21 protein-coding genes are annotated in these 25,398 nt (G+C 59.7%); 8 read left to right on the top strand and 13 right to left on the bottom strand.

The features are described 5' to 3' along the window. Window positions 1–73 precede the first annotated feature (73 nt). Window positions 74–3,031: a helicase-related protein gene (locus KORLAC_RS16350; RefSeq protein WP_068308527.1), complete on the bottom strand. Its 2,958-nt coding sequence runs from the start codon at window positions 3,029–3,031 to the stop codon at window positions 74–76. A gap of 187 nt (window positions 3,032–3,218) precedes the next feature. Between KORLAC_RS16350 and KORLAC_RS16355 the strand changes: the two genes are divergently transcribed. Together KORLAC_RS16355 and rpmB are read left to right on the top strand one after the other, a co-directional pair. Further along, on the top strand, window positions 3,219–4,970 hold the full coding sequence (locus KORLAC_RS16355; RefSeq protein WP_068308529.1) for an amidase: 1,752 nt from the start codon (window positions 3,219–3,221) through the stop codon (window positions 4,968–4,970). A 187-nt stretch (window positions 4,971–5,157) separates the two neighbouring features. Further along, complete coding sequence (gene rpmB, locus KORLAC_RS16360; RefSeq protein WP_068308533.1) at window positions 5,158–5,445, top strand: 50S ribosomal protein L28; 288 nt, start codon at window positions 5,158–5,160, stop codon at window positions 5,443–5,445. Window positions 5,446–5,535: 90 nt separating this feature from the next. Here rpmB and KORLAC_RS16365 read toward each other — a convergent pair whose 3' ends face one another. Genes KORLAC_RS16365 through cobS form a run of 3 tightly spaced genes read right to left on the bottom strand, consistent with a single transcriptional unit; the run spans window position 5,536 to window position 9,426 of the window. After that, the gene (locus tag KORLAC_RS16365; protein WP_068308535.1) at window positions 5,536–6,531 is read right to left on the bottom strand and encodes an esterase-like activity of phytase family protein; all 996 of its coding nucleotides are present in this window, start codon (window positions 6,529–6,531) and stop codon (window positions 5,536–5,538) included. A gap of 6 nt (window positions 6,532–6,537) precedes the next feature. After that, window positions 6,538–8,397, bottom strand: coding sequence for a cobaltochelatase subunit CobT (gene cobT / locus KORLAC_RS16370; protein WP_068308537.1), 1,860 nt, complete (start codon window positions 8,395–8,397; stop codon window positions 6,538–6,540). Between the two features lie 21 nt (window positions 8,398–8,418). Next, window positions 8,419–9,426 carry a cobaltochelatase subunit CobS gene (cobS, locus tag KORLAC_RS16375; RefSeq protein ID WP_068308539.1) on the bottom strand — a complete coding sequence of 336 codons (1,008 nt, stop codon included), beginning with the start codon at window positions 9,424–9,426 and terminating at the stop codon, window positions 8,419–8,421. Window positions 9,427–9,581: 155 nt separating this feature from the next. Here cobS and KORLAC_RS16380 point away from each other — a divergent pair, with 155 nt between their 5' ends. Together KORLAC_RS16380 and KORLAC_RS16385 are read left to right on the top strand one after the other, a co-directional pair. After that, the gene (locus tag KORLAC_RS16380) at window positions 9,582–9,851 is read left to right on the top strand and encodes a BolA family protein (RefSeq protein WP_068308541.1); all 270 of its coding nucleotides are present in this window, start codon (window positions 9,582–9,584) and stop codon (window positions 9,849–9,851) included. 16 nt (window positions 9,852–9,867) lie between these two features. Beyond that, window positions 9,868–10,629 (top strand): ABC transporter substrate-binding protein, encoded by a 762-nt coding sequence (locus KORLAC_RS16385; RefSeq protein WP_068308543.1) that lies wholly within the window; start codon window positions 9,868–9,870, stop codon window positions 10,627–10,629. On the opposite strand, the gene KORLAC_RS16390 is transcribed toward KORLAC_RS16385, so the two are convergent. From KORLAC_RS16390 to KORLAC_RS16405, 5 genes are all read right to left on the bottom strand, one after another. Continuing rightward, the gene (locus KORLAC_RS16390; RefSeq protein ID WP_206594993.1) at window positions 10,626–10,877 is read right to left on the bottom strand and encodes a DUF3303 domain-containing protein; all 252 of its coding nucleotides are present in this window, start codon (window positions 10,875–10,877) and stop codon (window positions 10,626–10,628) included. The two genes, KORLAC_RS16385 and KORLAC_RS16390, sit on opposite strands and share 4 nt — an antisense overlap. After that, a complete protein-coding gene (locus KORLAC_RS16395; protein WP_139167394.1) occupies window positions 10,874–11,791 on the bottom strand; it encodes a hypothetical protein in 918 nt (305 codons plus the stop codon). The genes KORLAC_RS16390 and KORLAC_RS16395 overlap by 4 nt, the downstream gene beginning before the upstream one ends. Further along, window positions 11,752–12,588 (bottom strand): DUF4846 domain-containing protein, encoded by an 837-nt coding sequence (locus tag KORLAC_RS16400; protein ID WP_068308547.1) that lies wholly within the window; start codon window positions 12,586–12,588, stop codon window positions 11,752–11,754. The genes KORLAC_RS16395 and KORLAC_RS16400 overlap by 40 nt, the downstream gene beginning before the upstream one ends. Further along, window positions 12,585–12,719: a hypothetical protein gene (locus KORLAC_RS19205; protein ID WP_277620384.1), complete on the bottom strand. Its 135-nt coding sequence runs from the start codon at window positions 12,717–12,719 to the stop codon at window positions 12,585–12,587. Before KORLAC_RS19205 ends, KORLAC_RS16400 begins: the two co-directional genes overlap by 4 nt. A gap of 160 nt (window positions 12,720–12,879) precedes the next feature. Beyond that, window positions 12,880–15,660, bottom strand: coding sequence for a bifunctional aconitate hydratase 2/2-methylisocitrate dehydratase (locus KORLAC_RS16405; protein ID WP_068308549.1), 2,781 nt, complete (start codon window positions 15,658–15,660; stop codon window positions 12,880–12,882). Between the two features lie 218 nt (window positions 15,661–15,878). Here KORLAC_RS16405 and acnA point away from each other — a divergent pair, with 218 nt between their 5' ends. Further along, window positions 15,879–18,560 carry an aconitate hydratase AcnA gene (acnA, locus tag KORLAC_RS16410; RefSeq protein ID WP_068308551.1) on the top strand — a complete coding sequence of 894 codons (2,682 nt, stop codon included), beginning with the start codon at window positions 15,879–15,881 and terminating at the stop codon, window positions 18,558–18,560. 58 nt (window positions 18,561–18,618) lie between these two features. On the opposite strand, the gene KORLAC_RS16415 is transcribed toward acnA, so the two are convergent. Next, entirely contained in the window at window positions 18,619–19,140 is a 522-nt protein-coding gene (locus KORLAC_RS16415) for a hypothetical protein (RefSeq protein ID WP_068308553.1), read from the bottom strand. A 177-nt stretch (window positions 19,141–19,317) separates the two neighbouring features. Here KORLAC_RS16415 and KORLAC_RS16420 point away from each other — a divergent pair, with 177 nt between their 5' ends. The 3 genes from KORLAC_RS16420 to KORLAC_RS16430 all read left to right on the top strand — a co-directional run bounded on the left by KORLAC_RS16420 (window position 19,318) and on the right by KORLAC_RS16430 (window position 23,282). After that, window positions 19,318–20,091, top strand: coding sequence for a DUF1223 domain-containing protein (locus KORLAC_RS16420; protein ID WP_068308555.1), 774 nt, complete (start codon window positions 19,318–19,320; stop codon window positions 20,089–20,091). A gap of 288 nt (window positions 20,092–20,379) precedes the next feature. After that, the gene (locus KORLAC_RS16425) at window positions 20,380–21,945 is read left to right on the top strand and encodes a DEAD/DEAH box helicase (RefSeq protein ID WP_068308557.1); all 1,566 of its coding nucleotides are present in this window, start codon (window positions 20,380–20,382) and stop codon (window positions 21,943–21,945) included. 62 nt (window positions 21,946–22,007) lie between these two features. Continuing rightward, window positions 22,008–23,282 (top strand): hypothetical protein, encoded by a 1,275-nt coding sequence (locus KORLAC_RS16430; protein ID WP_068308558.1) that lies wholly within the window; start codon window positions 22,008–22,010, stop codon window positions 23,280–23,282. Window positions 23,283–23,288: 6 nt separating this feature from the next. On the opposite strand, the gene KORLAC_RS16435 is transcribed toward KORLAC_RS16430, so the two are convergent. The 3 genes from KORLAC_RS16435 to KORLAC_RS16445 are packed head-to-tail and all read right to left on the bottom strand — an operon-like array spanning window position 23,289 to window position 25,326. Further along, on the bottom strand, window positions 23,289–23,591 hold the full coding sequence (locus KORLAC_RS16435) for a hypothetical protein (RefSeq protein ID WP_068308559.1): 303 nt from the start codon (window positions 23,589–23,591) through the stop codon (window positions 23,289–23,291). Window position 23,592: 1 nt separating this feature from the next. Next, window positions 23,593–24,657 (bottom strand): tRNA epoxyqueuosine(34) reductase QueG, encoded by a 1,065-nt coding sequence (gene queG, locus KORLAC_RS16440; RefSeq protein WP_068308561.1) that lies wholly within the window; start codon window positions 24,655–24,657, stop codon window positions 23,593–23,595. After that, on the bottom strand, window positions 24,658–25,326 hold the full coding sequence (locus KORLAC_RS16445; RefSeq protein ID WP_068308563.1) for a glutathione S-transferase family protein: 669 nt from the start codon (window positions 25,324–25,326) through the stop codon (window positions 24,658–24,660). Between the last annotated feature and the right edge of the window lie 72 nt (window positions 25,327–25,398).

The raw sequence follows: 25,398 nt of genomic DNA on the forward strand, positions 1-25,398 counted from the left end.
GTCTATTCTTGGTGAAGCGTTGTCTGTTGCCATGGATTCGCCGATCAAGTCGGCGAATGACGACAAGGTCTGCTTACTTCTTCTTCTGAAGCGCGTCCTTCAGGCCAGCGAGAGCCGCAAAAGGCGAATCCGGATCGGCCTGCTTTTCGCGTTTCGGGGGACGCGCCGTGTGCGTGCGCGGACCGGACGGCTTACCGCCCTTGCCTTTGCCCCTGCGGTCGCCACCTTTGCCTTGCGGCTTGCCGCCACCCGGCATGCGGTCACCGTGCGGACGGCCACCTTGTGGGCGGGCCTTGCGCTTCGGCGCCCAGGCGAAGAAATAGCGCTCAACCAGTTCGGCTTCGCCTTCTGCTGCTGCTTCACCTTCCGGTGCTGCGGCGTCAGTTGGTGCCTCTTCGGTTTTGGCTTCTTCCGCTGGCGCGTCTGCCGCGGCTTCCTCAGGCTTGGCTTCCTCTGCCGAGGCTTCTGTCGGAGCTTCAGCGGGTGCTTCCCCAGCTTTTTCAGCCTCGGGTGCCGCTTCAGCAGATGCCTCGTCTTTCGGGGCCTCTTCCTTGGCTGCTTCTTCCTTGGCTGCTTCTTCCTTGGCTGCTTCTTCTTTCGCTGGCGCCGGTACCTGACGCACTTCGTGCTTGTAGCCTGCAGACGCCATCACTTCGGCGAAGTCCTCGCCCGAGAGGCCCACAAGGCCCATGATCTCAGGGGTCACTTCGAACCAGTCACCGCCCTGGCCAAGGGGCCGCACAGCGTCTGCAAGGCGCTCAAGCATGTCCATGCGAACAGCTTTCTTGCCCACAACGGTGAAGCCCGCGAGCTCATAGAAAGCGTTTGGCGCCGTGGCTTCCGTATCCACCCACACCATGCCTGGTGTCGGCAGGCCCGGCAGGCCGTTGAGCTTGCCTGCCATCGCCCACATCATCAGCCTGAGCTCAATGGCATGCGGCTTCAGGACAAGCGGGATATAAAGCGAGGAGGCACCAATGCGGATACCGAACCGGCGCAGGCCCTTGCGGGCGTCCTGGTCCAGCTGGCGAAGGTCGCCATCCACTTCCGTGCGTTTCATCACGCCGTAATTTTCCAGAAGGCGGTAGGCCACGCCCCGCGCCAAACCGGAAAGCGGTGCCGCGCCCTCAGGGGCCTCGGTCTCGCCGTTCAGCTCCTGCGCCAGCTTGATCAGCGGCTCCAGCTTTTCAGCGATCCGCGTGTCCAGCCATTCCTGCGTTTTCTCGACAACCAGGTCGGCGTTTTCGCCCTGCAAAAGGCTTGAGGCCAACAGCTTCACGCGCGGGCCAAACAGGGCGCCGCTGTCGTGAACGGTCGCGATCGGCGCGCCTTCCCACATGATTTTCGGGTTCGCGAGGCCTTCGGAAAAATCGAAGGAGAGCGTTTTATAGCCCACGTTGGCGAACAGTTTCGCGCGGCGGGTCAGCTCTGCCTGCAAGGCGGTCTCGGCCGCGGCCTTCAGTGTCTTCTGTTCATCCGGGGCGGCGGAAGCCTCCACGCGGAAGGAGAAACCGTTCAGTTCACCGATTTCATGTCCTTCGACAGAAACCTGGTTTGTCTCGTTATCAATGCTCACGCTAAGCGTATCCCTGTGCCTAAGCGAGCGCATGAGGACCGCCGTGCGGCGATCCACAAATCGCTGTGTTAACTTTTCATGCAGCGCGTCCGACAAACGGTCCTCGACGCTGCGCGTAACATGGGCCCAATGGGCCGCATCCCGAAGCCAGCCTTTCCGGTGTGAAACGTAAGTCCATATACGGATACTGGCAATTCGACCGGCCAAGGTATCTATGTCGCCGGTAATATTGTCAAGCCGCTTCACCTGACGGGCAATCCAGTCATGCGGGATGGTCCCGGCAGGCCCCATCAGATCGACGTAAATTTTCCTGAGAAGTGAGGTATGATCTTCCACGCTCAGTTTTCGGAAATCCGGAATTTGGCAGACATTCCAAAGCCTTTCGACGGATTCCTTGGTTGTCGCCAGGCTCGCGATCTTGTCGTCCGCGCCGAGCGCCTTAAGCGCCAACAGGTCAACCGTGTCCCTGACCCGGTGCAGGCCGTCTGTGCTTACAGGCGCCTCCAGCGAGCGCAAAAGCCGGGGAATCGTAGAAAAATCAAGCCGGTGATTCCGCCAGTAAAGCCGCTTTACGGGCTCAAACTCATGTTCTTCGATCTGGGCGACCATCATCGGGTCCATGGGCTCACCGCCACCGCCAAGGGTCGAAAACGTCCCGTCTTTCTTGAAGCGGCCGGCGCGGCCGGCGATCTGCGCGGCCTCTGCCGCCGTCAGGTCCCGGAAGGTGCGGCCGTCGAATTTCGAAAGCCCGGCGAAAGACACATGCCCGATATCAAGATTGAGCCCCATTCCGATGGCGTCGGTGGCCACCAGATGATCCACTTCGCCGCTTGCATACATTTCCACCTGCGCGTTCCGGGTGCGGGGCGACAGCGCGCCCATCACGATGGCAGCGCCGCCCTTCTGCCGCCGGATCAGCTCGGCCAGGCCGTAAACATCAGATGAGGAGAAACCGACAATCGCACTGCGGCGCGGCAGGGCGCGCATCTTGGCCGGGCGGATATGCTTGAGCTCGGAAAAGCGCGGGCGGGTGATGATCTCGGCTTCGGGGATCAGCTTCCTGATCAAGGGGCGCATGGTCTCCGCGCCCAGCAGCAGCGTTTCGTGCCTGCCGCGGCTATGAAGCAGATGCTCGGTAAAAATATGCCCGCGCTGGGGGTCGGCGGCCATCTGGATCTCGTCGATAGCGACAAAATCGGTCGCCGCCATGCGCGGCATGGCCTCGGCCGTACAGAGGAAATAGCGCGCGCCTTCGGGCACGATGCGTTCCTCGCCGGTCAGCAGCGCCACCTGGTTTTTGCCCTTGATGGATACCACCCGGTCATAGACCTCGCGCGCCAGAAGCCTGAGCGGGAAACCCATCACCCCACTGGCATAGCCCATCATCCGGTCCACCGCATAATGGGTCTTGCCCGTATTGGTGGGGCCTAAAACTGCTTTGATGATGCCAGCCATAAGGTACGCCTACAGGAACATTGGAACGGGTGCGAGTTTTAAAGAACCGACCGGCCCAGCACAATGGAATAATATGGCAGCATTTTATCGATTAATTGAACCTTCATACAGTGCGCATTAGGCTGTTGAAATACAGGTAGAAATTGAAGCTGCTCCCGTTTGAGCCAGTGCAAAAAAGTGTAGACTGATGAGCCAGGACAAGAAACTGAACCGGCGCCAGATATTGAAGGGTGCGACTGCGCTTGGCAGCATGGCTGTCGCTGGCGCTGCGCTTGGCCAGGACACGGCTGCGCCCGCGCCGCAGCCTAGTGAGCCACCGTTGCCGCGCCCCCAGGATCTGGCCGGTGCCGAGCGGGTGCTGGCGGTTCAATACACGCCCGAAGAACGCGCGCTTCTCTTTGACAAGCTTGAGAATATGATCGACCGGGTGCGCGCCCGCCGCGCCAAGGTGCCGCTGGAGAATGACGACGCACCAGCGCTGGTGTTCGACCCCCGCCTGCCGGGCGAGACCTATATGGTTCAGGAAAACCGGGTGGAAGTTGGCGCGACCGACTTTGGCGCAGTACCGGCCTCCGCGGACGATATCGCCTTCGCGCCGCTGGCCGCCCAAAGCCATTGGGTCAAGACCCAGCAGCTGACCTCCAGCCGCCTGACGGACATTTACCTTGGGCGTATCCAGGCCCATGCGGCCAAGCTGGAGTGTTTTGTCACGCTACTCAACGACAGCGCGCGCGAGGCCGCCTACCGCGCCGATATCGATATCCGCTCGGGCCGCTACAAGGGGCCGCTGCACGGTATTCCCTATGCGCTCAAGGACCTTCTGGACACCGCCGGTGTGCGCACCACATGGGGCGCCACAACCCACCGGGACCGAGTGGCCCTGACGGACGCGGAAGTGACCAAACGGCTCGAAGAAGCAGGGGCGATCCTCCTGGGCAAAACCACGCTTGGGGCGCTGGCGTATGGCGACAAATGGTTTGGCGGCATCACCAAGAACCCTTGGAATCTGGCCGAAGGGTCATCAGGTTCAAGTGCCGGCTCGGCCTCTGCTGTGGCCGCCGCGCTCTGCAGCTTTGCCATCGGCACCGAAACGCTGGGGTCGATTGTCTCCCCGTCCGCGCGCTGCGGCGCCACCGGGCTTCGGCCCACCTTCGGCCGCGTCGCCCGCACCGGCGCCATGGCGCTGTGCTGGAGCCTCGACAAGATCGGCCCCATCTGCCGGGGCGTGGAGGATACCGCGCTGGTGCTGGGCACCATCAATGGCGGGCACAGGGATGACCCCAGCTCCTACGACTGGGGCTTCAGCTATGTTGGCCGGGACGCTGTGGCAGAAACACTGCGTGTGGGCTATGACCCCGCCTGGTTTGGCGACGAGGCGACCGACCTGGACCGGATGGTGCTCAATCAGATCAAGGATCTCGGCTATGAGCTGGTGCAGGTCTCGCTCCCGGACCTACCCTACAGTTCGCTTCTGGGTACACTTGAGGTGGAAGCCGCCGCCGCGTTCGAAGACCTGACGCTGACGGGCCGCGATGAGGAACTTTCCTGGCAGGAAGCCCGCGCCTGGCCCAGTACCTTCCGTGCCGCCCGCTTCCATTCAGCGGTCGAGTATCTGCAGCTGACCCGCTTCCGCCGTCAGGTGATGGAAATGATGGCCGAGCAATACCGCACGGTGGACATCATTGTGTGCCCCAATTTCGCCGGAGATATGCTGGTGGTCACCAACTATACCGGCCACCCCAGCCTGACCCTGCCCGTGGGCATGACGGAGCGCCCGACCATGCCGCTGGCGGGCGAAGACATCAAGGCCGGCCCCAAACGGCTGGTGCCGCATACCATTACATTGTGGGGCAATATGCTGCGGGAAGACCAGCTGATCGGCCTTGGCTGGCTCCTCGAGCGCAACCTGAATTTCGCCAAGAACCGCCCGACGCTCTAAGCCCACCGCAAAGAGACCGCCGGTGCCGCAACCGCGGAAAACAGCCATTAAAGCTTGACCCGGGGCAGGGAATCGCATACACCCCCGCGAGCTAATGCCAAAACGGTCTTAGCGAAATTTGGTCATAAAGATTCACTGGATGTGCCTAAGGCACTGAAAAACCGGTAGAAAAACAAGGATAACGATCATGTCTCGCGTATGTGAACTGACCGGCAAAGGCGTAATGACTGGTAACAATGTGTCTCACGCACATAACAAAACCCGTCGTCGCTTTCTGCCAAACCTGACTAAAGCAACCCTGCTGTCTGATGTTCTGGGTCGCTCTGTAAGCCTGCGTATTTCCACGCACGCTCTGCGCTCCGTTGAGCACAATAACGGCCTTGATAACTTCCTCCTGAAAGCTCGCGACGCAGACCTGTCTGCCAAGGCGCTGAAGCTGAAGAAGGAAATCAAGAAGAAACAAGCTGCAGCCTAAGGCCAACCGGCAAAGCAACAGTTTCATGAAGCGCTGCGACAGAGATGTCGCGGCGCTTTTTCGTTGCGGGTGGCATTGTTGGGTGGATGGCTAGCCCTCGAGCGCAAACATCAACAGAAGCGTGCGCTGGTTTGAACTGAAATTGTCGTCCGACAGCATATAGACCAGCGTGGTGCCGTCGGCACCCGTGCCAACCTCAAGGCCTTCCAGGTTATCGACCGTCAAGGGCGGCGCCAAATGCGCCAGTTCTTCGCCCACCAGCGTCGCACCGGGCCTGATATCCTCCGCCTTGAAGCGCAAAAGCTTGATCGCCACCCCGTCAACCACGGAAAAGAAGCGTGTCAGCAGCAGAATGTCGCCGTTTGGCAACAGAGCGGCATCCGTAGGCGCAAAATTCTTCGGGCGTTTGAAAAAGAGCCCATGAATTCCGTCCGCTCCCACCAGCCAGGCGCGCGAAAGCCCCTGCACGTCCACGCCGCGTTCGGCAAAAGCCAACAACTGGCCATCTGCCGTCCAGCTGATCGCCTCCATACCGCCGTTGTCTGAAATGCCGCCAAACTCCATCCCCTGGGCCGGCGCCCAGGGCGTGGGAACACCGCCGGGTTTGGCCATCTCCAGCCGGTGCCTATGTTCGAACGCCACCAGGAAGCCGTCGTCCAACCGGATCAGACTTTCCGCATCGAAGCCTTTCTTGCTGTCTTCAGGCATATTGAGGTCAAACGGCACCAGTTCGGCATCGGTGATGGGCTGTGGTGCTACCGGGTTGAAGTGGCCCGTGAACCAGTCGCCCTGGTCGCTGATGGCCACCAGCGTGCCATCTTCGGAAATCGTCAGCCCGGACAGGCCGCCGAACCGGTCGTGGGGTGATGTCAGCGCCCAGCCCGCAAGATATTTGAGCGCGCCAACGCGTGTGAGCGCCGGGTCCGCTTCGCTGAGCGGTACCGGTTCAGCCCGCAGCTCAATCCCGGCAGGAGCGGCCAGCGCCTCTCCCACACTCTGGGACAGGAGATCGCTTTTGAAGGCAAATACCACCGCGGCAATTGCCAGACACAAGACCAACAGGATACTTGAACGATGCTGTTTCACGGGGCGTTACCTGATCATTTTCGGTTTGGGCGGCGTTTCCTCAAACAGGGACGCCAATTGTTCGGTCATGGCGCCGCCAAGCTGTTCGGCATCGAGGATGGTAACCGCCCTTTTATAATATCGCGTGACATCGTGGCCGATACCGATGGCGATGAGTTCCACTGGCGAGCGGTCCTCGATCCAGGTGATCACCTGCCTCAGGTGGTTCTCGAGATAGGTGCCCGAATTGACGGAAAGCGTGCTGTCGTCCACTGGCGCGCCGTCCGAGATTACCATCAGGATGCGGCGCTCTTCCGAGCGCGCCATCATGCGGTTGTGTGCCCATAGAAGCGCTTCGCCGTCGATATTTTCCTTGAGGAGCCCCTCGCGCATCATCAGCCCCAGGTTGCGGCGAGACCGGCGCCAGGGCGCATCGGCGGTCTTATAGATAATGTGCCGGAGGTCATTCAGGCGGCCCGGGTTCTTGGGCCTGCTGGCCTGCAGCCATTTCTCGCGGCTCTGGCCGCCCTTCCATGCCTTGGTGGTAAAGCCCAGGATCTCGACCCGCACACCACAGCGCTCCAACGTGCGCGACAGGATATCGGCAGAGATGGCGGCGATCGAGATCGGCCGACCACGCATGGAGCCCGAGTTATCGAGGAGGAGCGTCACCACCGTGTCCTTGAATTCGGTGTCGCTTTCAAGCTTGTAAGAGAGCGGCTTGGTCGGGCTCGAGACAACCCGCGCCAGACGGCCGCTGTCCAGCAGGCCTTCCTCAAGGTCAAACTGCCAGTGGCGGCGCTGCTGCGCCAGAAGACGCCGCTGCAGCCGGTTCGCGAGCTTGGATACGGCGCCCGACAGGTGCGCCATCTGCTGGTCGAGATATTTCCTCAGCCGCTCCAGCTCCTCGATATCGCAGAGCTCTTCGGCCTTGACGACCTCATCAAATTCTTCGGTGAAGACATTATAGAAAGGCGTGTCGGGCAGATTGTCGAGCGGGCGGTTCGGGCGCCATGGGATGGTACCTTCCTGCTTGCCTTCGCCGGCTTCGGCCTCGCCGTCGTCCATTTCATCCATCGCAGCTTCAGACGATTGCTCGTCTTCCGCGGTTTCGCCTTCCTGCTCGTCAGACCCTTCGGCGCCGTCGGCGTCACCGTCCTGGTCTTCGCCCGGTTCGCCGTCCGGTGTATCGGGCATGCCGTCCTGCGCGTCGTCCGATGGTTCGTCGTCCTGGTCCTCGTCGGATTTGTCGCCTTCATTATTGCCGATCAGCTCGGCAATGATGGTGCGGGTCAAGACGGACGCGCCTTTCTGGTCTTCAACCTTGTTTTCAAGCTGATCCAGCAGATGACCGACAGATTCCTCAAGCCACTTGCGCTGGCTTTCAACGGCAACCACCGCGCTTTCGGGCGGCGGGGCACCCGTGAGGCGTTCGCGCACCAGAAGCCCAAGCACATCCGCGAGCCGCGCGCTTTCGTCGTCAGACGGCCGGGCCATACCGGTCTCAACCGCTTTCTTTTCGGCGAGCGCCGCCAGGTTGGCTTTCATACCGGGCATCTGCCGGGCACCAATGGCTTCAATCCGTGCGCCTTCGACCGAGTCGAAAATGGCGCGGGCGAGTGCGCCACCTGGCGCCAGTTTGGTATGCAGCTTGGTGTCATGGTAGCGGTGCCTGAGCGCGAGCGAGTCGGCAAGGCCGCGCACTTCGGCCACATCCTTCGCGCGCACCACATGCGGCAGGTACGGCACGCGGGCTTCGCCGGCAACAATGCCCGGCACATCCGCCGTGAACTTGACCTCCAGATTGCGGTCGTCCGCGACCGCACGGGTCACGGCGGCAAGCGCGTGCTCGAACACTTCTTTTGCTGACTGGCTACCGTCTGCCATGAAAAACTACTCCGGCGGTACTTAGGACGCACCACCCATCACAAGATTGGACGCGCTTTCCTTCAGGTCCTGCCCGAACGAACGCTGAAAATACTCGGCCACAATCGGACGCTCGGCTTCATCGCATTTATTGAGGAAGCTGACGCGGAAGGCGAACGCCACATCACCACCGAGGAGCGCGGCATTCTGCGCCCAGGTCAGGACCGTCCGGGGGCTCATCACCGTTGAGATGTCACCGGCCATGAAGCCCGCACGGGAAAGGTCCGCCACGCGCACCATGTTGGAGATGATCTCCTTGCCTTCAGGCGTGTTGTAGCTGGGCTCTTTCGCCAGCATGATCTCGGTTTCCGTATCGTGCGGCAGGTAATTCAGTGTCGCCACGATATTCCAGCGGTCCATCTGGCCCTGGTTGATCTGCTGCGTACCGTGATAGAGGCCTGTGGTGTCGCCAAGGCCGATGGTGTTGGAGGTCGCAAAAATCCGGAAAGCCGGATGGGGGCGGATCACTCGGTTCTGGTCCAGAAGCGTGAGCTTGCCTTCAACCTCAAGCACCCGCTGGATCACGAACATCACGTCCGGGCGGCCGGCGTCATATTCATCAAACACGATTGCGGTCGGTGACTGGAGCGCCCAGGGCAGGATACCTTCCTGGAATTCTGTCACCTGCTTGCCGTCCCGAAGCACGATCGCGTCCTTGCCGACAAGGTCGATCCGGCTGATGTGGCTGTCGAGGTTCACACGGATTGTGGGCCAGTTGAGGCGCGCCGCAACCTGCTCGATGTGTGTGGATTTACCTGTGCCGTGATAGCCCTGGATCATCACCCGGCGGTTGAAGGCAAAGCCCGCCAGCACCGACAGCGTGGTGTCATGATCAAACACATAGGCTTCATCAACATCAGGGACATGCTCGTTCCGCTCTTCGAATGCCGGTACTTCCATATCCAGGTCGAGCCCAAACGTCTCCCGCACGGAAACCTTGTTTTCCGGAAGCGTCAGATTGGGCAGCTTTTCAGCAGTTGCGGCACTCATACGAGACATCCTCTTGTCTTAAAAACTCTTGATAACCATTCTAAAGAATGAGCATTTGCATTACCAGTGGGGTCTCGGGCCCCTTGGGTCAACCGAAAACCACTGGAAATAGGCGAAAATTCTTCAACCTTTTGTGTAGAGAAAATAAGGCGTTTATGGGCAAAGTCACCGAAAGAATCGAAAAAAAACTGAATGACAGCCTTTCACCCACATATCTTGAGGTGATTGACGAGTCAGAGGGCCACCGGGGGCATGCCGGATACCGCGAGGGCGGTGAAAGCCATTTCCGCGTGGTGATCAAATCCAAGGCGTTTGAAGGCCAGAACCGGCTGGCGCGCCAGCGCATGGTAATGAAGGCCCTGGCGGACGAGATGAAAGAGCAGATCCACGCGCTTTCGGTCCAGGCAGACGTACCCGACGCCTGAAGCGTAGACTGACCAGATGGGGCGATTTACGATCATTCTCGGTTTCCTTGTCGCGCTGGCCGATACGCTTGGGGCAGCGCACGCTGACACGCCGGTCACCGTCGTGGTTCAGGAAATGCCGGGGCTGATCGAACCGGACAAACAGTTGCCCTATAACCGGCTGCTTGATGCGTTGCTTGAGGATTCGCCTGTGGCAACAAGCGTCGAGATTCTGCCCGGCTACAGGGGGCCGCGGCAGTGGTTGCGATTTGAGCATCAATGTGTTTTCGGCGGCGTCAGCGCACCCGGGCACCAGAGGCCCCGCGATACCGCCATATCAAAGACGGATTGGTCAACGCTGCATATCTCCACACCCTTCAACATACTGAAGGTTCATGCCCTTACGCGCGACGGGGATGAGCCCGCCCATAGCCTGGCGGACCTGAAGGGGCAAACAATCGCCGTCGATCAGGTGCTGTTTTTCGACCTGCGCTTCCACTCGGACGTCCTCAAGGCCAGCGATTTCGTCAAGGTGGATACGGCCCAGGAGGCGCTGTCGCTCCTTGAACAGAGCCGGGTAGGCCATGTGTTCGCTTACGATAACGATGTGGCGCTGATGCAGGAAAAATCAGCTGCACGCTTCGCCTACGACCCAGCACTGACGTTACTCGAGCTCGAAGAAAGCATGATGTGCTGGTCCGGCGGCGATGTGGCGGACCTGATCAGCCACATCAACATACGCCTTGACGATATGGAGCGGACGGGCGCCCTCAAGGAGCTGCTTCCCAGCCTGCGCTAGGGCTTGCGCTCTGTGGCCAGCGGAATGATCTCAAAGTCCACCAGATCAGCCCACTTGTCGGTCCAGGCCTTGAACAGGTCCGGGTCCTTCGCCTCCATCAGCTGGTAGCAGACTGTTTTGTCTTCCGTGAGCCAGCTGTCGATATACTCCAGCCCCAGCGGCATCATCCGGCCGTGCGTATTGAACCGCTCGTAAACCGGCCCTGCGCCATTTTTGAATTTTTCAATCACCATATAGCGCATCGTCATTCACCTTCCTCGCCACTGGGCACTTCATGCGGAAAGGGCAAACGGTAGGATACGGCCATCTTGCGCCCATCAATCAATACAGCCGTTTTGGGTGGCATTGATTTTACCAATGCCTCAAATGCTTCCGCCTCCGAGGATGGAAGATAGACGCTGAACGAATCCTCCCTACGTTCAAGCGTGGTTGTGTGATCTAGCCCTGGCCATGCTTCTGGCCATTCAATGGACTTTCCAGGGGCATATTCATAAGGCCAGAACATCACTTCCAGATGGCTGGGCGTCCACGGCTCCGCATGTTCCCAATGTCCCGACATGGCAAAGTCCCACAGATCAATAATGTCCGCAGGCAGGTCCGGTTCGTCCTCGATTATCTGTGCAACGCGGGCGCATCGGTCATTGCTGTTATTGTCGCTGCATTCTTCTTCGAACCACTCGCGGTACCTTTCCCGACGTGCATCTAAGCTGGCTTTATCGAAAGCGCCATAGATAGCTGCCGCCTTCCAGTCCTTTTCGTCATGTACAAAGAACTCATAACTGGGCTGATCGGTTGCCGATGCGACCCTCACCATTTTCTCCCGATGCTGCATCGCTTCCATGAGCGCCTTCAGGCTTGCCTCGCTGGACGTGCCCTCGATATTGGCGGTGAAATAACCGTCATCATCCTTCATGAATATGATCGTGCCGTCTGGATAATAGCTGAAAACGGGCGAATCAGACCCGATCACCATCAGCCAGGGGTCGCGCTTGTATATCGAAAGGAGCGGTTCGTCAGATGCCGAGACAGCACCCTGCATAAACAGGCCACTGACAGCAAACGCAACAAAGATTGAGATTATCCTGAACATCATGCCCCCCATCGATGATCCCGCAGCCAGCCCTATTCCATTCGGTGCAGCTGGCGCGGCGTAAACCGCCACACCGGTGTGATCAGGTCTTCGCCGTTCGTGAGATCATACCAGTCACCATCCGAGAAGGGCAGCAGATTCCTCAAGACATGGGCATCCTGCGCAGGCGAAAAGCCTTCGATCAGCAGAATCTTGCGCTTTCCCGCGCCGTCCACCGCCATGTCGGCGATCATCACCGTATGGCCCGGGAAACCCGGCCCGATGAACAGATCCCCGATCCGGGCCTCCTTGAGGTTTACACCCGGGAAGTCCCGCGCCAGGGACGCGGTTCCGGCATAGAGAAAAATGGTATCCAGCCAGCGGCGGAAGGCGTCTCGCCCATGGTCGCGCGCGTCCTCCTGCTGCCACAAGACCTTGCGGCCCGCCACCACCGGGCGGCGGCCAGACAAATAGTCGGCATAGGGAAACGTGTCGCCGGAGGTGAAGTTGAAGGAAAGGGTTTCCGCGCTGCCTTGGGCGTAATGATATTCGGCATAGAGGCGGATCAGCGTGTCGGCACACTGCTGCAGGTCTCTGGGGCCCAGGTCCAGATCAATGATCGCGCCAGCGTAGGCGGGCCAGGCCACTTTGCTGCCATCATAAAGGCGAAGCGGCGTGCCTGTGGGCTTCATGGGCAGGTGCCTGAGGAAGTATGCGAAGCTGCCGGGAGTGGCCGCGACGCGCTCGAACCCCGCAGGGGCCGGGTGTCGGGCTTTGAGGGTTTCAGTTGCCTGACCGCCATCCTCGAGCCAGGGATAGGGTGCCGCAACCGCCGCTGACGCCTGCAGCAGGACCAGGCCCACAAAGGCCAGCAGCCGCAAGGCGGTCACCGGCGCTTCCAGGTACCCATCATGAACCCCGATGCCATTTTTGCCTGCGCGCGGGCATACCAAAGGCCGCCGATCGTCAGCGTGATCAACAGGGGGAAGATAATCAGGTCCATCGCCATCAAGTCTGTCATTGGTCTTTTCCTTTTTCCGACACGACCAATGTCACGCCGAAATAAGGCAAACCCATGAAGAAATTGCGGTGTTTTCGGTAACGCAGAAAAAAACCGGCAGCGCACAAAGCACACTGCCGGTCTATCTTTCATTCAGGCATTCAGCCGAGTGGCAGAAGCCTTAAAGCTGATGCGTCACCGGTGGTTTGCCAAGCGGCGGCGCAAACTTGGTGAGGTTGATGCCCTCAACCGCGGCTTCATATTCCTCAAGCTTGGGCGTGCGGCCCAGGATGGTGGACAGCACCACAACCGGCGTTGACGCCAGAAGGCTTTCTCCTTTCTTCTCGTCACTGTCTTCCACAACACGGCCCTGGAACAGGCGCGTGGATGTTGCCATCACCGTGTCGCCCTTGGATGCCTTTTCCTGGTTACCCATGCAGAGGTTACAGCCCGGACGCTCCAGATACAGGATGTTTTCATATTCGGTGCGTGCCGCGCTTTTTGGCGCGTCATCATCGAATTCGAACCCTGCGTATTTCTGCAGAACGGCCCAGTCACCTTCTTCCTTCAACTCGTCAACGATATTGTAGGTTGGCGGCGCGATCACCAGTGGCGCCTTGAACTTGACTTCGCCCTGCTTCTCCAGGTTCTTGAGCATCTGGGCAACGATTTTCATATCGCCCTTGTGCACCATGCAGGAACCAACGAAGCCCAGGTCCACCTGTTTTTCGCCCTTGTAGAAAGATACCGGGCGAATGGTGTCGTGGGTATAGCGGCGGGATACGTCCGCGTTATTCACGTCCGGGTCTGCGATCATCGGTTCAACGATCTGGTCCAGGTCCACAACGAACTCGGCGAAATATTTCGCGTTGTCGTCAGGCCGCAGGGCCGGACGCTCGCCAGACTTGATCTCGGCGATGCGCTTGTTGGCAATGTCGATCAGGCCCTGGAGGGTCTTGGCGTCATTGTCCATGCCCTTGTCGATCATGATCTGGATGCGGTGCTTCGAGATCTCAAGCGACTGGATCAGCGTATCGTCTTCGGAAATACAGATCGATGCCTTGGCTTTCATCTCCGCCGTCCAGTCGGTGAAGGTGAAGGCCTGGTCCGCCAGAAGCGTACCGATATGCACTTCGATCACACGGCCCTGGAACACATTGTCGCCGAACTGTTTCAGCATCTGCGCCTGGGTCGCGTGCACCACATCACGGAAATCCATATAGTCCCTGAGCGTGCCCTTGAAGGTCACCTTCACCGATTCCGGGATCGGCATGGTGGCTTCACCGGTCGCGAGCGCAAGCGCCACTGTGCCACTGTCGGCACCAAAGGCCACGCCCTTGGACATACGGGTGTGGCTGTCGCCGCCGATGATCACAGACCAATCATCAACTGTGATATCGTTGAGCACCTTGTGGATCACGTCGGTCATGGGGTGGTAAACACCCTTTGGGTCGCGCGCGGTAATGAGGCCGAACTTGTTCATGAAGCTCATCAGCTTCGGAATGTTCGCCTGGGCTTTCTTGTCCCACACAGACGCCGTGTGACAGCCGGACTGGTAAGCCCCGTCCACGGTTGGGGAGATCACAGTCGCCGCCATGGCTTCGAGTTCCTGCGAGGTCATCAGGCCTGTGGTGTCCTGGGAACCCACGATGTTCACCTTCACGCGCACGTCAGAGCCCGCGTGCAGCACCTTGCCCGGGGTGGAACCAACAGCATTCTTGTTGAAGATTTTCTCAACCGCCGTCAGGCCCTGGCCCGCGTGCGACACTTCTTTCGACGCCGCGTAAACAGCAGGTGTTTCAATGCCCAGCATGTCGGCAGCAAAGCTTTGAAGCTTCTTGCCAAACACAATTGCGTAGGAACTGCCGGCTTTGATGAACTCAACCTTCGGCGCGGTCAGCGCGGAGGAGATATCAACAAGCTCGTCGCCCGCTTCACTGTAGAGCTTCTTGGTTTTGGTGTTGATCGTCAGAACCGTGCCTGTCTCAACAGAATAAACCTGCTCCAGCACCGGATCGCCGTTTGCGTCCAGAACCGGCTTGCCGTCAGCGTCCAGCTTCTTGACCCAGTTCTTGAGGTCGAGGCCGATACCGCCGGTCACGCCTACTGTTGTCAGGAAGATCGGCGAAATGCCGTTGGTGCCGCCAACAATCGGCGCAAAGTTCACGAACGGCACGTAAGGGCTGGCCGGCTTGCCGGTCCAGAGCGCCACATTGTTCACGCCGGACATACGGCTTGAGCCCACGCCCATGGTGCCCTTTTCGGCCACCAGCATTACGCGGGCGTCCGGGTGCTGTTTCTGCAGCGCCTGGATTTCAGCCTGGGCTTCTTCAGAGATCATGCATTTGCCGTGCAGCTCACGGTCAGAGCGAGAGTGCGCCTGGTTACCTGGCGACAGTAGGTCTGTCGACACATCGCCTTCCGCGGCGATGTAGGTCACAACCTTGATCTCTTCATCGATGTCCGGAAGCTTGGTGAAAAACTCTGCCTTGGCGTAGCTTTCCAGGAGGTCCTTGGCGACTGCGTTGCCGGCCTTATAGGCGGCAGCAAGGCGGTCCGTATCCGCTTCATAAAGGAAGACCTGGGATTTCAGGACGTCTGCGGCTTGCTTCGCGGTGGCTGCATCGTCGCCGAGCGCCAGATCAAGCAGGGCTTCAACCGATGGGCCACCCTTCATGTGGGACAGAAGCTCAAAAGCAAAGTCCGGTGTGATTTCCGCAACAACGGCCTTGCCGAGGATGATATCCTTCAGGAAGGCGGCTTTTTCGCCCGCGGCGCTCGTGGTGCCCGGCAGTGTGTTATAAATGAAAAAATCGAGCGACTGTTTCCTGTGCTCGTTGCCTGTATCCGTGATCTGGGCGATCAGCTCTTTGACGAGCGCGCCATCATCGATGGGCTTCGGATTCAAACCCTGGTTTTTGCGAGTTTCGATCTCGTTCAAATATTCGGTGTACAAACCCATGACTATCCTGACAAAAAAGTGTTAGAAGAAGCTTGAAACCCGGGCGGCAGGAGTGGTTGCCGAACGTGGGAAAAGCGGGCCGGCGCGCATACTATTTCAACATGCCCCTGCATGCAAGATGGTTCGGCCCGAAAAACATAAGTTTTCTGCCAATTTTTGCCCTGTTCCAGGCGTATAATCGGCCTATGTTAAACTCTTTAAGCGGAGGTCTTGATCACATGACGACAATCGGAAAAGACACACTCAAAACCCGCCGCACGCTAAAGGTCGGCGATAAAGAGTATGACTATTTCAGCCTGAAGGCTGCAGCGGACCAGATTGGCGACGTCTCGCGCCTGCCCTTCACCCTGAAGGTTCTCCTGGAAAACCTGCTGCGCTTTGAGGACGGCACCAGCGTGACCACCGCGGATATCCAGGCGCTGGCAGACTGGCAGAAGAAGCGCCGCTCAGACCATGAGATCGCCTACCGCCCGGCCAGGGTGCTGATGCAGGATTTCACCGGCGTGCCTGCCGTGGTGGACCTTGCCGCCATGCGCGCAGCCATGGCCGAGATGGGCGGCGATCCGGAAAAGATCAACCCTCTGGCCCAGTGTGACCTTGTGATCGACCACTCCGTGATGGTGGACAAATTCGGCACGCCGCAAAGCTTCAAGCAGAATGTCGACCTGGAGATGGCGCGCAACGCCGAGCGCTACGAGTTCCTCAAGTGGGGCCAGAATTCGCTGGATAACTTCAATGCCGTGCCGCCCGGCACCGGCATCTGCCACCAGGTGAACCTCGAATATATCGCCAAGGCCGTCTGGACCAGTGAGGAAGGCGGCCGCACCATCGCTTATCCGGACACCTGCGTGGGCACCGACAGCCACACGACCATGATCAACGGCCTCGCGGTTCTGGGCTGGGGCGTCGGCGGCATTGAGGCCGAAGCCGCCATGCTGGGCCAGCCCGTCTCCATGCTGATCCCCGAGGTTGTCGGCTTCAAGCTGACCGGAAGATTACTGGAAGGCATCACCGCGACAGACCTGGTGCTGACCGTGGTGCAGATGCTGCGCGAGAAGGGCGTTGTGGGCAAATTCGTTGAATTCTACGGCGATGGGCTGGATGAGCTGACGCTCGCGGACCAGGCAACCATCGCCAACATGGGGCCCGAGTATGGCGCCACCTGTGGCTTCTTCCCGATTTCCCAGCGCACGCTGGATTATATGAACTTCACGGGCCGCGACGCGGATACGCTCGCGCTTGTGGAAGCCTATGCCAAGGAACAGGGCCTGTGGCGCGACGCAAAGTCACCCGAACCGGTGTTCACCGACACGCTTGAACTGGATATCTCCACGGTCAAGCCGTCGCTTGCGGGGCCAAAACGCCCGCAAGACCGGGTGGAGCTTGCTGTCGCCGCAGAAGCGTTCGAAGACGTCCTTGAAAGCTTCGGCAAGAAGGGCGACGACACTGACTATAAGGTGGACGGCGAAGACTATACGCTCAACCACGGCGATGTCTGTATCGCGGCCATCACCAGCTGCACCAACACCTCAAACCCCGACGTTCTGGTAGCAGCCGGCCTTGTGGCCAAAAAAGCCAACAAGCTGGGACTGAAGCGCAAACCGTGGGTGAAAACCTCTCTCGCGCCCGGCTCCCAGGTCGTGACCGACTATCTGGACAAGGCGGGCCTGACAGAACATCTGAACGCCCTTGGCTTCAACCTTGTGGGATATGGCTGCACCACCTGCATCGGTAACTCAGGCCCGCTGGACCCGCCGATCTCGAAAGCCATCAATGAAAACAACATGGTCTGTACCAGTGTCCTGTCGGGCAACCGGAACTTCGAGGGCCGCGTCAGCCAGGACATCAAGGCCAACTATCTGGCCTCGCCGCCGCTCGTTGTGGCCTATGCCCTTGCGGGATCGATGAAAATCAATGTGGCCAAGGACCCAATCGCCCAAACCGCCGACGGCCGGGATGTCTACCTCAAGGATCTCTGGCCATCAAACGCGGAGGTCAAGGCCGAGATTGAAAAGGCCCTGACCCGCGAGATGTTCATCGAACGCTACGCCAATGTCTTTGAAGGCACGCCGGAATGGCAGGCCGTGCCGGTGACCGAAGGCAAGACATACGTGTGGAACGACAAGTCCACCTACATCCAGCATCCGCCCTATTTCCAGGGCATGAGCACGGACGTGGCGCCCACCCGGAACATCATCGGCGCGCGCCCGCTGGCGCTTCTGGGCGACAGCATCACCACCGACCATATCTCGCCCGCAGGCGCCATCAAGTTCGACAGCCCCGCCGGCCAGTATCTGCAGTCCAAAGGCGTGGCGAAAGCCGACTTCAACTCATACGGTTCCCGCCGCGGCAACCATGAAGTGATGATGCGCGGCACCTTCGCCAACATCCGCCTGAAGAACCTGATGGCGCCCGGTACCGAAGGCGGCTGGACCACGCACCAGCCGTCAGGTGATGTGATGAGCATCTTCGATGCCGCCATGAAATATCAGGAAACCGGCACGCCGCTGGTGGTGGTCGGCGGCAAGGAATACGGCACAGGCTCCAGCCGCGACTGGGCGGCCAAGGGCACCATCCTGTTGGGCGTCAAAGCGGTTCTGGTGGAAAGCTTTGAGCGCATCCACCGCTCCAACCTGGTGGGCATGGGTGTGCTGCCGCTGCAGTTCAAGGAAGGCGACAGCCGCGAAAGCCTGGGCCTCAAGGGCACCGAAGTGTTCGATATCACTGGTATCGAAGGCACCATCAAGCCGCGCCAGGACGTGGCAGTGACCATCCATTATGAGGATGGCACCAGCAAGTCAATCACCGTCATGAGCCGCATCGATACCGATGACGAGGTGAGCTACTATCAGCACGGCGGCATCCTGCACTATGTGCTCAGGCGCCTCGCGGCAGAATAGCCTTGGTCGAAGAAGTGAGAATCTGAAAGGGCGCCCCAGGGTCGCCCTTTTTTGTCCTTTACGCCCGAATGCCGCGCGCGAAAGAAAGAATATAGCGAAGCTCGCCGTGCCTGTCGGTTGCCGGGATATCCAGCACCTCCAGATTGACATGCTCGCGGCCGTCATAGCCAAGCCGTCCGTTGAAATACCCCATGGCTGGGGTGTTCAGCAGCCGGCCAAAGAAACTGATAAGCGCCCCAACCCGCTCAGTACGGGCGTCCCTCAACCGGCTTCCCTGCGTGATCGATCCGCCAAACAATTGCGCGAAATTGCTGCCCATAATGCGAAAGCTGCCGTCTGAAAGATCGCTGTTCATTTCCGTCAAAGCAAAATGGGAATGCCATCCCCGCAAATCCTGAAACCGGTAATCCAGCCGCTGCGGCAGGGTTTTACCATCCCATTTTTCGTCAAACAGGGCGATGATGTCGTTGAACCGATCCAGCGCCGGCAACCCTTCGTTCAGGTCAAAGACATGGGACGTACCAAACTGCCTCGGCTCTGTTTCAGCTTGAGATAACTTCAATCGCGGGCGCGGTTGCATGCATCCAGTCCCCAGAAAAGTCGATTTAGGCACGTTTCTTCATGTATTGCGCACCGGCTCAGGCCCAGCATTACAGGGTGCAATAAAATAATTCAATCCCAAGTCCAATTGCGCTATAGGGACAGGCTCACACACAGGTGATTGGTAAGTGAGACGGGCCGCCGTTAAGTTGGAAGCATGAAAAACTGGTTCAAAATTCTGTTCTCTAGTGCCCTTTTGCTTGGCCTGCAGGCTGCGTCCGTTCAGGCGGATGATGCGAAAGCCCCCCGCCTGACCGTGATCGAGCTGTTCACCAGCCAGGGCTGTTCAAGCTGCCCGCCGGCTGACGCGGCGCTCAAAAGCCTGCGCGGGCGCCCCGGTATCCTGACACTGTCCTGGCCTGTTGACTATTGGGACCGGCTGGGCTGGGAAGACACGTTCGCCCACCCGCACAATGCCGTGCGGCAGGCTGCCTATAACAAGCGCCTCGGTCGCGGCGGTGTCTTTACGCCGCAGATGATCCTTGATGGCCGCATCCAGTGCGTGGGCTCCAAGCCTGAAAAAGTGCGCATGTCCATTGAAAAAGCGCGCGCTGTTGAGCGTCCCGTAATCAACCCGACCCTCGCAGAAGCGCCGGACGGCAAGCTGCAGCTGACCCTGCCTGCAGCAGACGTGGGTGACATGGTGTCCGTGCGCGTGGTCTGGTTCCTGTCTGATGCCACAGTTCAGATCGGTGACGGTGAAAACCAGGGCCGGTCGCTGCATTATACCAATGTTGTCCGCGCCTCCGACATCCTGATGGACTGGAAAGGCGACGCCGCCATGCTGACGCTTGACCCGGCTGACGGCCTGGGCGCCGGGGCCGACCATGTCGCCATCCTGCTGCAGGATGACTATGGCCACGGCCCGATCGTCGGGGCGGTATCCGCGCCGCTCAAGCAGGCCTCAACAACGGTCGCAAGCGCCCGCTGATCCACGGCCACCAAGCCTTCAGGTAAAAAGCATTTCTTGACTCTGGGCGCAAAACCCGTCATAGACCGCGCCAACCTGCGGGCCATTTGTGGCCGCAGCGCGCGCATGTTGCGCGAGAATGCCCGGCTGTTATGGGCAAGTGATTGAACGAAGTTTCCGTGCGACAGTCGCACATGCCCAGTCAGCGATAAGACCAGTTGGTCTCCTGCCCCGGTTGAGGAAAAGGCGTTCATTCGGAATGAATGCGGCAGTCCTCATGGCCTGCCTTAACCGTGTTAGGAAAACTGAATGACTGACTTCGCCACGCTCGGCCTGAGCGCGCCAGTACTGGACGCGCTCGTCCAGGAAGACTTTACCACTGCAACTGAAATCCAGGCTCAAACCATCCCGCTCCTCTTGAGCGGTCGCGATGTAGTTGGCCTCGCGCAGACAGGTAGCGGCAAGACCGGCGCCTTTGTGCTGCCGATGATCGAACGCCTGATGCAGAATAGCGAGCACCCGAAACCCGGCATGCCTCGTGCGCTGATCCTGGCGCCGACCCGTGAGCTGGCGATCCAGATCACGGATGCGATCAAGACCTTCTCGCGCCATACCAAGCTCAGGAACTGCACCATCTTTGGCGGCGCCCCATACCGCACCCAAATCCATATCCTGCGCCGCGGCGTAGATATCCTGGTCGCGACCCCGGGCCGCCTGCTGGATCACATGAAACAAGGCAACATCTATCTGGATGAGGTTGAATATTTCGTTCTGGATGAAGCCGACCGCATGCTGGACATGGGCTTTGTTGACGATGTCAGCAAAATCTCCGCCAATATCCGGTGCGAGCACCAGAGCGTGATGTTCTCCGCGACCCTGAATGAGAAAATCAAGGACCTTTCGGCCACGCTGCTGAAGAACCCAGCGCGTGTCGAGATCACGCCGCAGGCAACCGTTGCCGACAACCTGACCCACAAGGTGATGTTCGTGGCCCGCCACGACAAGCACGACCTGCTGCTGCACATGATTGAAGAAAAACGCGTCTATAAAGCGCTGGTCTTTGTGCGCACCAAACGTGAGGCCGACGAATTGGCCGCCGTTATGGAAGCGCATGGGCTGAAGGTGGACTCGATCCACGGCGACAAGCAGCAGCGCCAGCGCGAGCGTATCATCCGCTCGTTCCGCAACGACAATATCGACTTCCTGGTGGCGACCGACGTGGCAGCCCGCGGTATCGACGTCAAGGACATCGGCCATGTGTTCAACATCGATGTGCCGGTTGAAGCCGAAAGCTATGTCCACCGGATTGGCCGCACGGCCCGCGGCGGTAAAAGCGGCGAAGCCTTTACCTTCTGCTCCAAGAACGAGTTCCGCCTGCTGCAGGCTGTAGAGCGCGTCATCAAGATGCGGATCGAGATCGACCACGATCATCCGTTCCCGCAGCAGGCCAAGCCAAGCAAAGGCAAGGCGAAGGTGCAGAAGCGCCCGTTCGGCGATCGCCCGGAAGGCACCACCAAGAAGCGCAAGGACCGCAAGGACCGGACGCCAATTGGCAAACAGACCAAACACCGCAAGGGTCAAAGCTCTGCCGCCAAGGCGGCTGGCAAGCCGCTCAAGAGCCGCCCTGCCCAGGACACCCGTGACACACGGGATACCCGCGCAGAAGGCAGGCCCGCATCCGGCAAGCCAGCGAAAGGCAAGCCAGCATTTGGCAAGCCGGCGAAAGGCAAATCCGCCCAAGGCAAATCCGCTCTGGGCAAACCCAAAGGCAAGCCCGCCAAAAGCAGCTCAAGCAGGGGCAGCAAGCCCTTTGCCAAGACGGCCCGCCCGAAAAAGGCCGGCGGCGGCTTCGACACCCTGAAGCGCAGGGCCTGATACAGGGCCTGATCCAAAGACAGTCTTGGCGGACTGAAAGAATTGTGCCTAGGATGTGTTCCATGAAACATATCCTGGGCATTTTCATTTTTGCTGTCGTGCTGGCGAGCGCCGCCACCGCGACCGACCTTTTCCTTGAAACCGACGCGGCCTATGAGGCCAGCCAGGAGGCCCGCAACAAAGGCGTCGCAGCCTTCCGCGAGGGCGACCTTGAAACCGCCCTCACCCATATGGAAGAAGCCTTCAGGCACCGGCCCAACCACCCGCTCCTATTGGGCTATATCGCCTATCTGGCAGCGGAAACGGGCAACAGGGAAAACGCCATGGAGGCAGCGAAACGTTATGCCGCCATGGGCATTGCGCCGGGCGCGGATATCCGGCTCGCACTCAAAAACGCGCTGGGCGACGAAGCGGCAGCACTTGAAAAACAATTCGAGGCCAACCTCGCCGCGCAAGGGTCGGCAACGACCAAATTCATGCTGCCGACAGAATTTCGCCTTGTGGAAGGCATTGCGCGTGACGGCCAGGGGCGCTTCTATTTCGGCACGGTAGTGTCGGGCGAGATCGTCCGCATGGACGCCACGGGGCCGGTCCAAATCGTTGACGCCAAGCAGCATGAGTTTGGCAGCTTCTTCGGCATGACCTTCCATGACGGCAGCCTCTATGCCACCTTTGCCCATATGGAGCAGACGTTCGGCTACACGGAAGGCGAAGGCCAGACAGGTATCGCCCGCATCAACCCGGACACCGGCGACATCCAAGACGTCTGGACCTTGCCAGGCGGTACGGAAAACCAGCAGCTCGCGGATATCACGGTCACCCAAGACGGCGCGATCTTCGCCTCAGACGCCAAAGGCGGGCAAGTTTACCAGATCACCGGCGACACCCTGTTTCCGCTGTTTGCCCATGACGGCTTCATGAGCCCGCAGGGGCTGGCTGAAACGTCGGATGGGCACCTGATCCTGGCGGACTATGGCCGGGGCCTGTGGCACCTGGACAGGAAAAGCGGCCAGATCACGCTCCTCGGCGCTCCCGCAGATGTGAGCCTGCACGGCATCGACGGATTGGCGCGCCACGGCAACAGCCTGATCGCGATCCAGAATGGCGTGACGCCCCACCGTATCCTCGCCCTGACCCTGTCGGCAGACGGCAAGTCGGTAACCGATGTTACGGTCAAGGCAAAAGCCCTGCCCACCTTCGATGAACCCACGCTGGGCGTCAGCGCCCCGGACGGCTTTTATTTTGTTGCTGGCAGCCAGTGGCCGAAATATGAACCCGGCGGTTTCGTGCGCGAAGGCGCGGAAGTTGCGCCTACTACGATCATGAAGCTGGATTAAGCTGACTTAATCGATGCTGTCGCTGACGATGTCATAGACATCCGGGAAAAGCGTACGCTCAAAAATGCCCACCTTGGCCTTGTAGCCCGGCTTGAAAAAGAAGGGTGCGAGCGTCTCGATGGTGCGTTCCTGCCCGTCTGCGAAGCGGACAGTGATCAGCCGCCGGCCCTTGCCGCCCGGCACATCCTCAAGCTTCACCACCTCAGCGACCATGGTGATGGACGGCTTCGCCGGTACTTGAGCAAATGTCCAGAGCCCGCCCAAAATAGCTGCTACCAGGATCAGGCTGGCTACCAAAAGCTTCTTCATATCATTCCCCCTCATTTTGCAACGTGTCCCATGCCCATTCGGCAGCATCGCGCACAACATGGCTTTGGTCGTCCTTGAGCGCCGCTATTTTCGTGAGGTAGCCCGCATCGCCCGAGTTGCCGATGGCATACAGCACGTTCCTGACAAACCGGTCGCGGCCAATGCGTTTGATCGGGCTGCCGGAGAAGACCTCGCGGAAGGTGGCGTCGTCCAACGCGACCAGATCCTCAAGCGCGGGGGCGCCCAGCTCGACCCGGGCGTGGAAGGCGGCTTCAGCTGACGTCTGCGCGAACTTGTTCCACGGGCAGGCGGCGAGGCAGTCATCGCAACCATAGATGCGGTTGCCGAGCGCGCGGCGGAACTCCTCAGGGATTGGGTCCTTGTGCTCGATTGTCAGGTAGCTGATGCAGCGCCGGGCGTCGATCTCATAGGGCGCCGGGAAAGCGTCGGTCGGGCAGGCGTCCAGGCAGGCGCGGCAGCTACCGCACTGGTCCCGGTGCGGGCCGTCAAGCGGCAGTTCCATGGTGGTATAGATGGCACCCAGGAACAGCCAGCTGCCGAACTCGGGGCTGACCATATTGGTGTGCTTGCCCTGCCAGCCAAGGCCGGCGGCGGCGCTCAGGGGTTTTTCCGGCACGGGTGCGGTGTCCACAAACACCTTCAGCTCGCACCCCCAGGTTTCCACCATCCAGCGCGCGAGCGTCTTCAGGCGTTTCTTGATGATGTCGTGATAATCCTTGCCGCGGGCATAGACGGAGATATTGCCGAAACCTTTCTGTTCCAGCAGCAGGCGCGGGTCATCCTTCGGGCCATAATTGACGCCCAGCATGATGGCACTTCTGGCTTCCGGCCACAGGTTGGTGGGGCTTTCGCGGTGATGCAGGCGCTCCTTCATCCAAGCCATGCTGCCATGCCGGTCCAGCGCAACGAAATTCCTGAGGCCCTCGACAACCTTGTCGCTGGTTTCCGCGCGGGTGATGCCGAAGGCGTCGAACCCCAACTCACGGGCTTTGGCTTCAAGCGCGGCGCGGATATCGCCGGGCCCGGATGTCGGACCCCCTGGCATCTAGAAATCCAGTTCGGAATAATGGGCGGGTGGCTTGAGGCCGGTGATACGGTCTTCAAGTAGCGCGCGCACAGACCGGCGGGACTTGACCCGCACATACCATTCCTTCACCTGCGGCCAGTCTTCCCAGTTGATATCGCCGAAATAATCGACCACCGAGATATGCGCCGCGGCGGCGGCATCAGCCATGGTGAACTGCGGGCCCGCCAGATAATGACGCCGCTCCGACAGGTAGGAGATATACTTCAGATGCACCTTCAAGTTATGGGAGGCGCAGCGGATGGCTTCCGAGTCCGGCTCACCCATTCTCAGGAACCGCTTGAACAGCTTTTCCGACACGGTGTGGCGCGTGACTTCCGTACCCAGCTTGTTGTGGAACCAGCCGGTCAGGCGGCGGATCTCATACCGGTCCTCCGCGTCCCCGATCAGCATCGGCGGTTCGGGGATCACCTCTTCAAGATATTCGGCGATGGCCATGGTGCCCGAATAGGCGTGGCCGTCATCCATCACCAGCACAGGCACTTCGCCCGCCGGGTTAAGGGCGAGGAAAGCCGGACGGCGCTCCCACTCCTTCTCAAGGCGCAGCTCAAAGGCCACGCGCTTCTCAACCAGAAGCGCGCGCACAAAGCGCGCAGAAGGACTAAGCCAGTGATGATAAAGTATTGGCATAACAGCCCCTTATTAGCCGATGGTGGGCGCGCCGCCAATCCGGAAAACGCGAGCGACCGTGAAAAACCCCGG

The sequence above is a fragment of the Kordiimonas lacus genome, assembly GCF_001550055.1.
Classification (GTDB): Bacteria; Pseudomonadota; Alphaproteobacteria; order Sphingomonadales; family Kordiimonadaceae; genus Kordiimonas; species Kordiimonas lacus.

Excerpts from the sequence above, each read along its gene's own strand:
- KORLAC_RS16350 (WP_068308527.1), bottom strand. The coding sequence starts at position 3,031 with ATGGCTGGCATCATCAAAGCAGTTTTAGGCCCCACCAATACGGGCAAG.
- KORLAC_RS16355 (WP_068308529.1), top strand. The coding sequence starts at position 3,219 with ATGAGCCAGGACAAGAAACTGAACCGGCGCCAGATATTGAAGGGTGCG.
- rpmB (WP_068308533.1), top strand. The coding sequence starts at position 5,158 with ATGTCTCGCGTATGTGAACTGACCGGCAAAGGCGTAATGACTGGTAAC.
- cobT (WP_068308537.1), bottom strand. The coding sequence starts at position 8,397 with ATGGCAGACGGTAGCCAGTCAGCAAAAGAAGTGTTCGAGCACGCGCTT.
- cobS (WP_068308539.1), bottom strand. The coding sequence starts at position 9,426 with ATGAGTGCCGCAACTGCTGAAAAGCTGCCCAATCTGACGCTTCCGGAA.
- KORLAC_RS16380 (WP_068308541.1), top strand. The coding sequence starts at position 9,582 with ATGGGCAAAGTCACCGAAAGAATCGAAAAAAAACTGAATGACAGCCTT.
- KORLAC_RS16385 (WP_068308543.1), top strand. The coding sequence starts at position 9,868 with ATGGGGCGATTTACGATCATTCTCGGTTTCCTTGTCGCGCTGGCCGAT.
- KORLAC_RS16390 (WP_206594993.1), bottom strand. The coding sequence starts at position 10,877 with ATGACGATGCGCTATATGGTGATTGAAAAATTCAAAAATGGCGCAGGG.
- KORLAC_RS19205 (WP_277620384.1), bottom strand. The coding sequence starts at position 12,719 with ATGACAGACTTGATGGCGATGGACCTGATTATCTTCCCCCTGTTGATC.
- KORLAC_RS16405 (WP_068308549.1), bottom strand. The coding sequence starts at position 15,660 with ATGGGTTTGTACACCGAATATTTGAACGAGATCGAAACTCGCAAAAAC.
- acnA (WP_068308551.1), top strand. The coding sequence starts at position 15,879 with ATGACGACAATCGGAAAAGACACACTCAAAACCCGCCGCACGCTAAAG.
- KORLAC_RS16415 (WP_068308553.1), bottom strand. The coding sequence starts at position 19,140 with ATGCAACCGCGCCCGCGATTGAAGTTATCTCAAGCTGAAACAGAGCCG.
- KORLAC_RS16420 (WP_068308555.1), top strand. The coding sequence starts at position 19,318 with ATGAAAAACTGGTTCAAAATTCTGTTCTCTAGTGCCCTTTTGCTTGGC.
- KORLAC_RS16425 (WP_068308557.1), top strand. The coding sequence starts at position 20,380 with ATGACTGACTTCGCCACGCTCGGCCTGAGCGCGCCAGTACTGGACGCG.
- KORLAC_RS16430 (WP_068308558.1), top strand. The coding sequence starts at position 22,008 with ATGAAACATATCCTGGGCATTTTCATTTTTGCTGTCGTGCTGGCGAGC.
- KORLAC_RS16435 (WP_068308559.1), bottom strand. The coding sequence starts at position 23,591 with ATGAAGAAGCTTTTGGTAGCCAGCCTGATCCTGGTAGCAGCTATTTTG.
- queG (WP_068308561.1), bottom strand. The coding sequence starts at position 24,657 with ATGCCAGGGGGTCCGACATCCGGGCCCGGCGATATCCGCGCCGCGCTT.
- KORLAC_RS16445 (WP_068308563.1), bottom strand. The coding sequence starts at position 25,326 with ATGCCAATACTTTATCATCACTGGCTTAGTCCTTCTGCGCGCTTTGTG.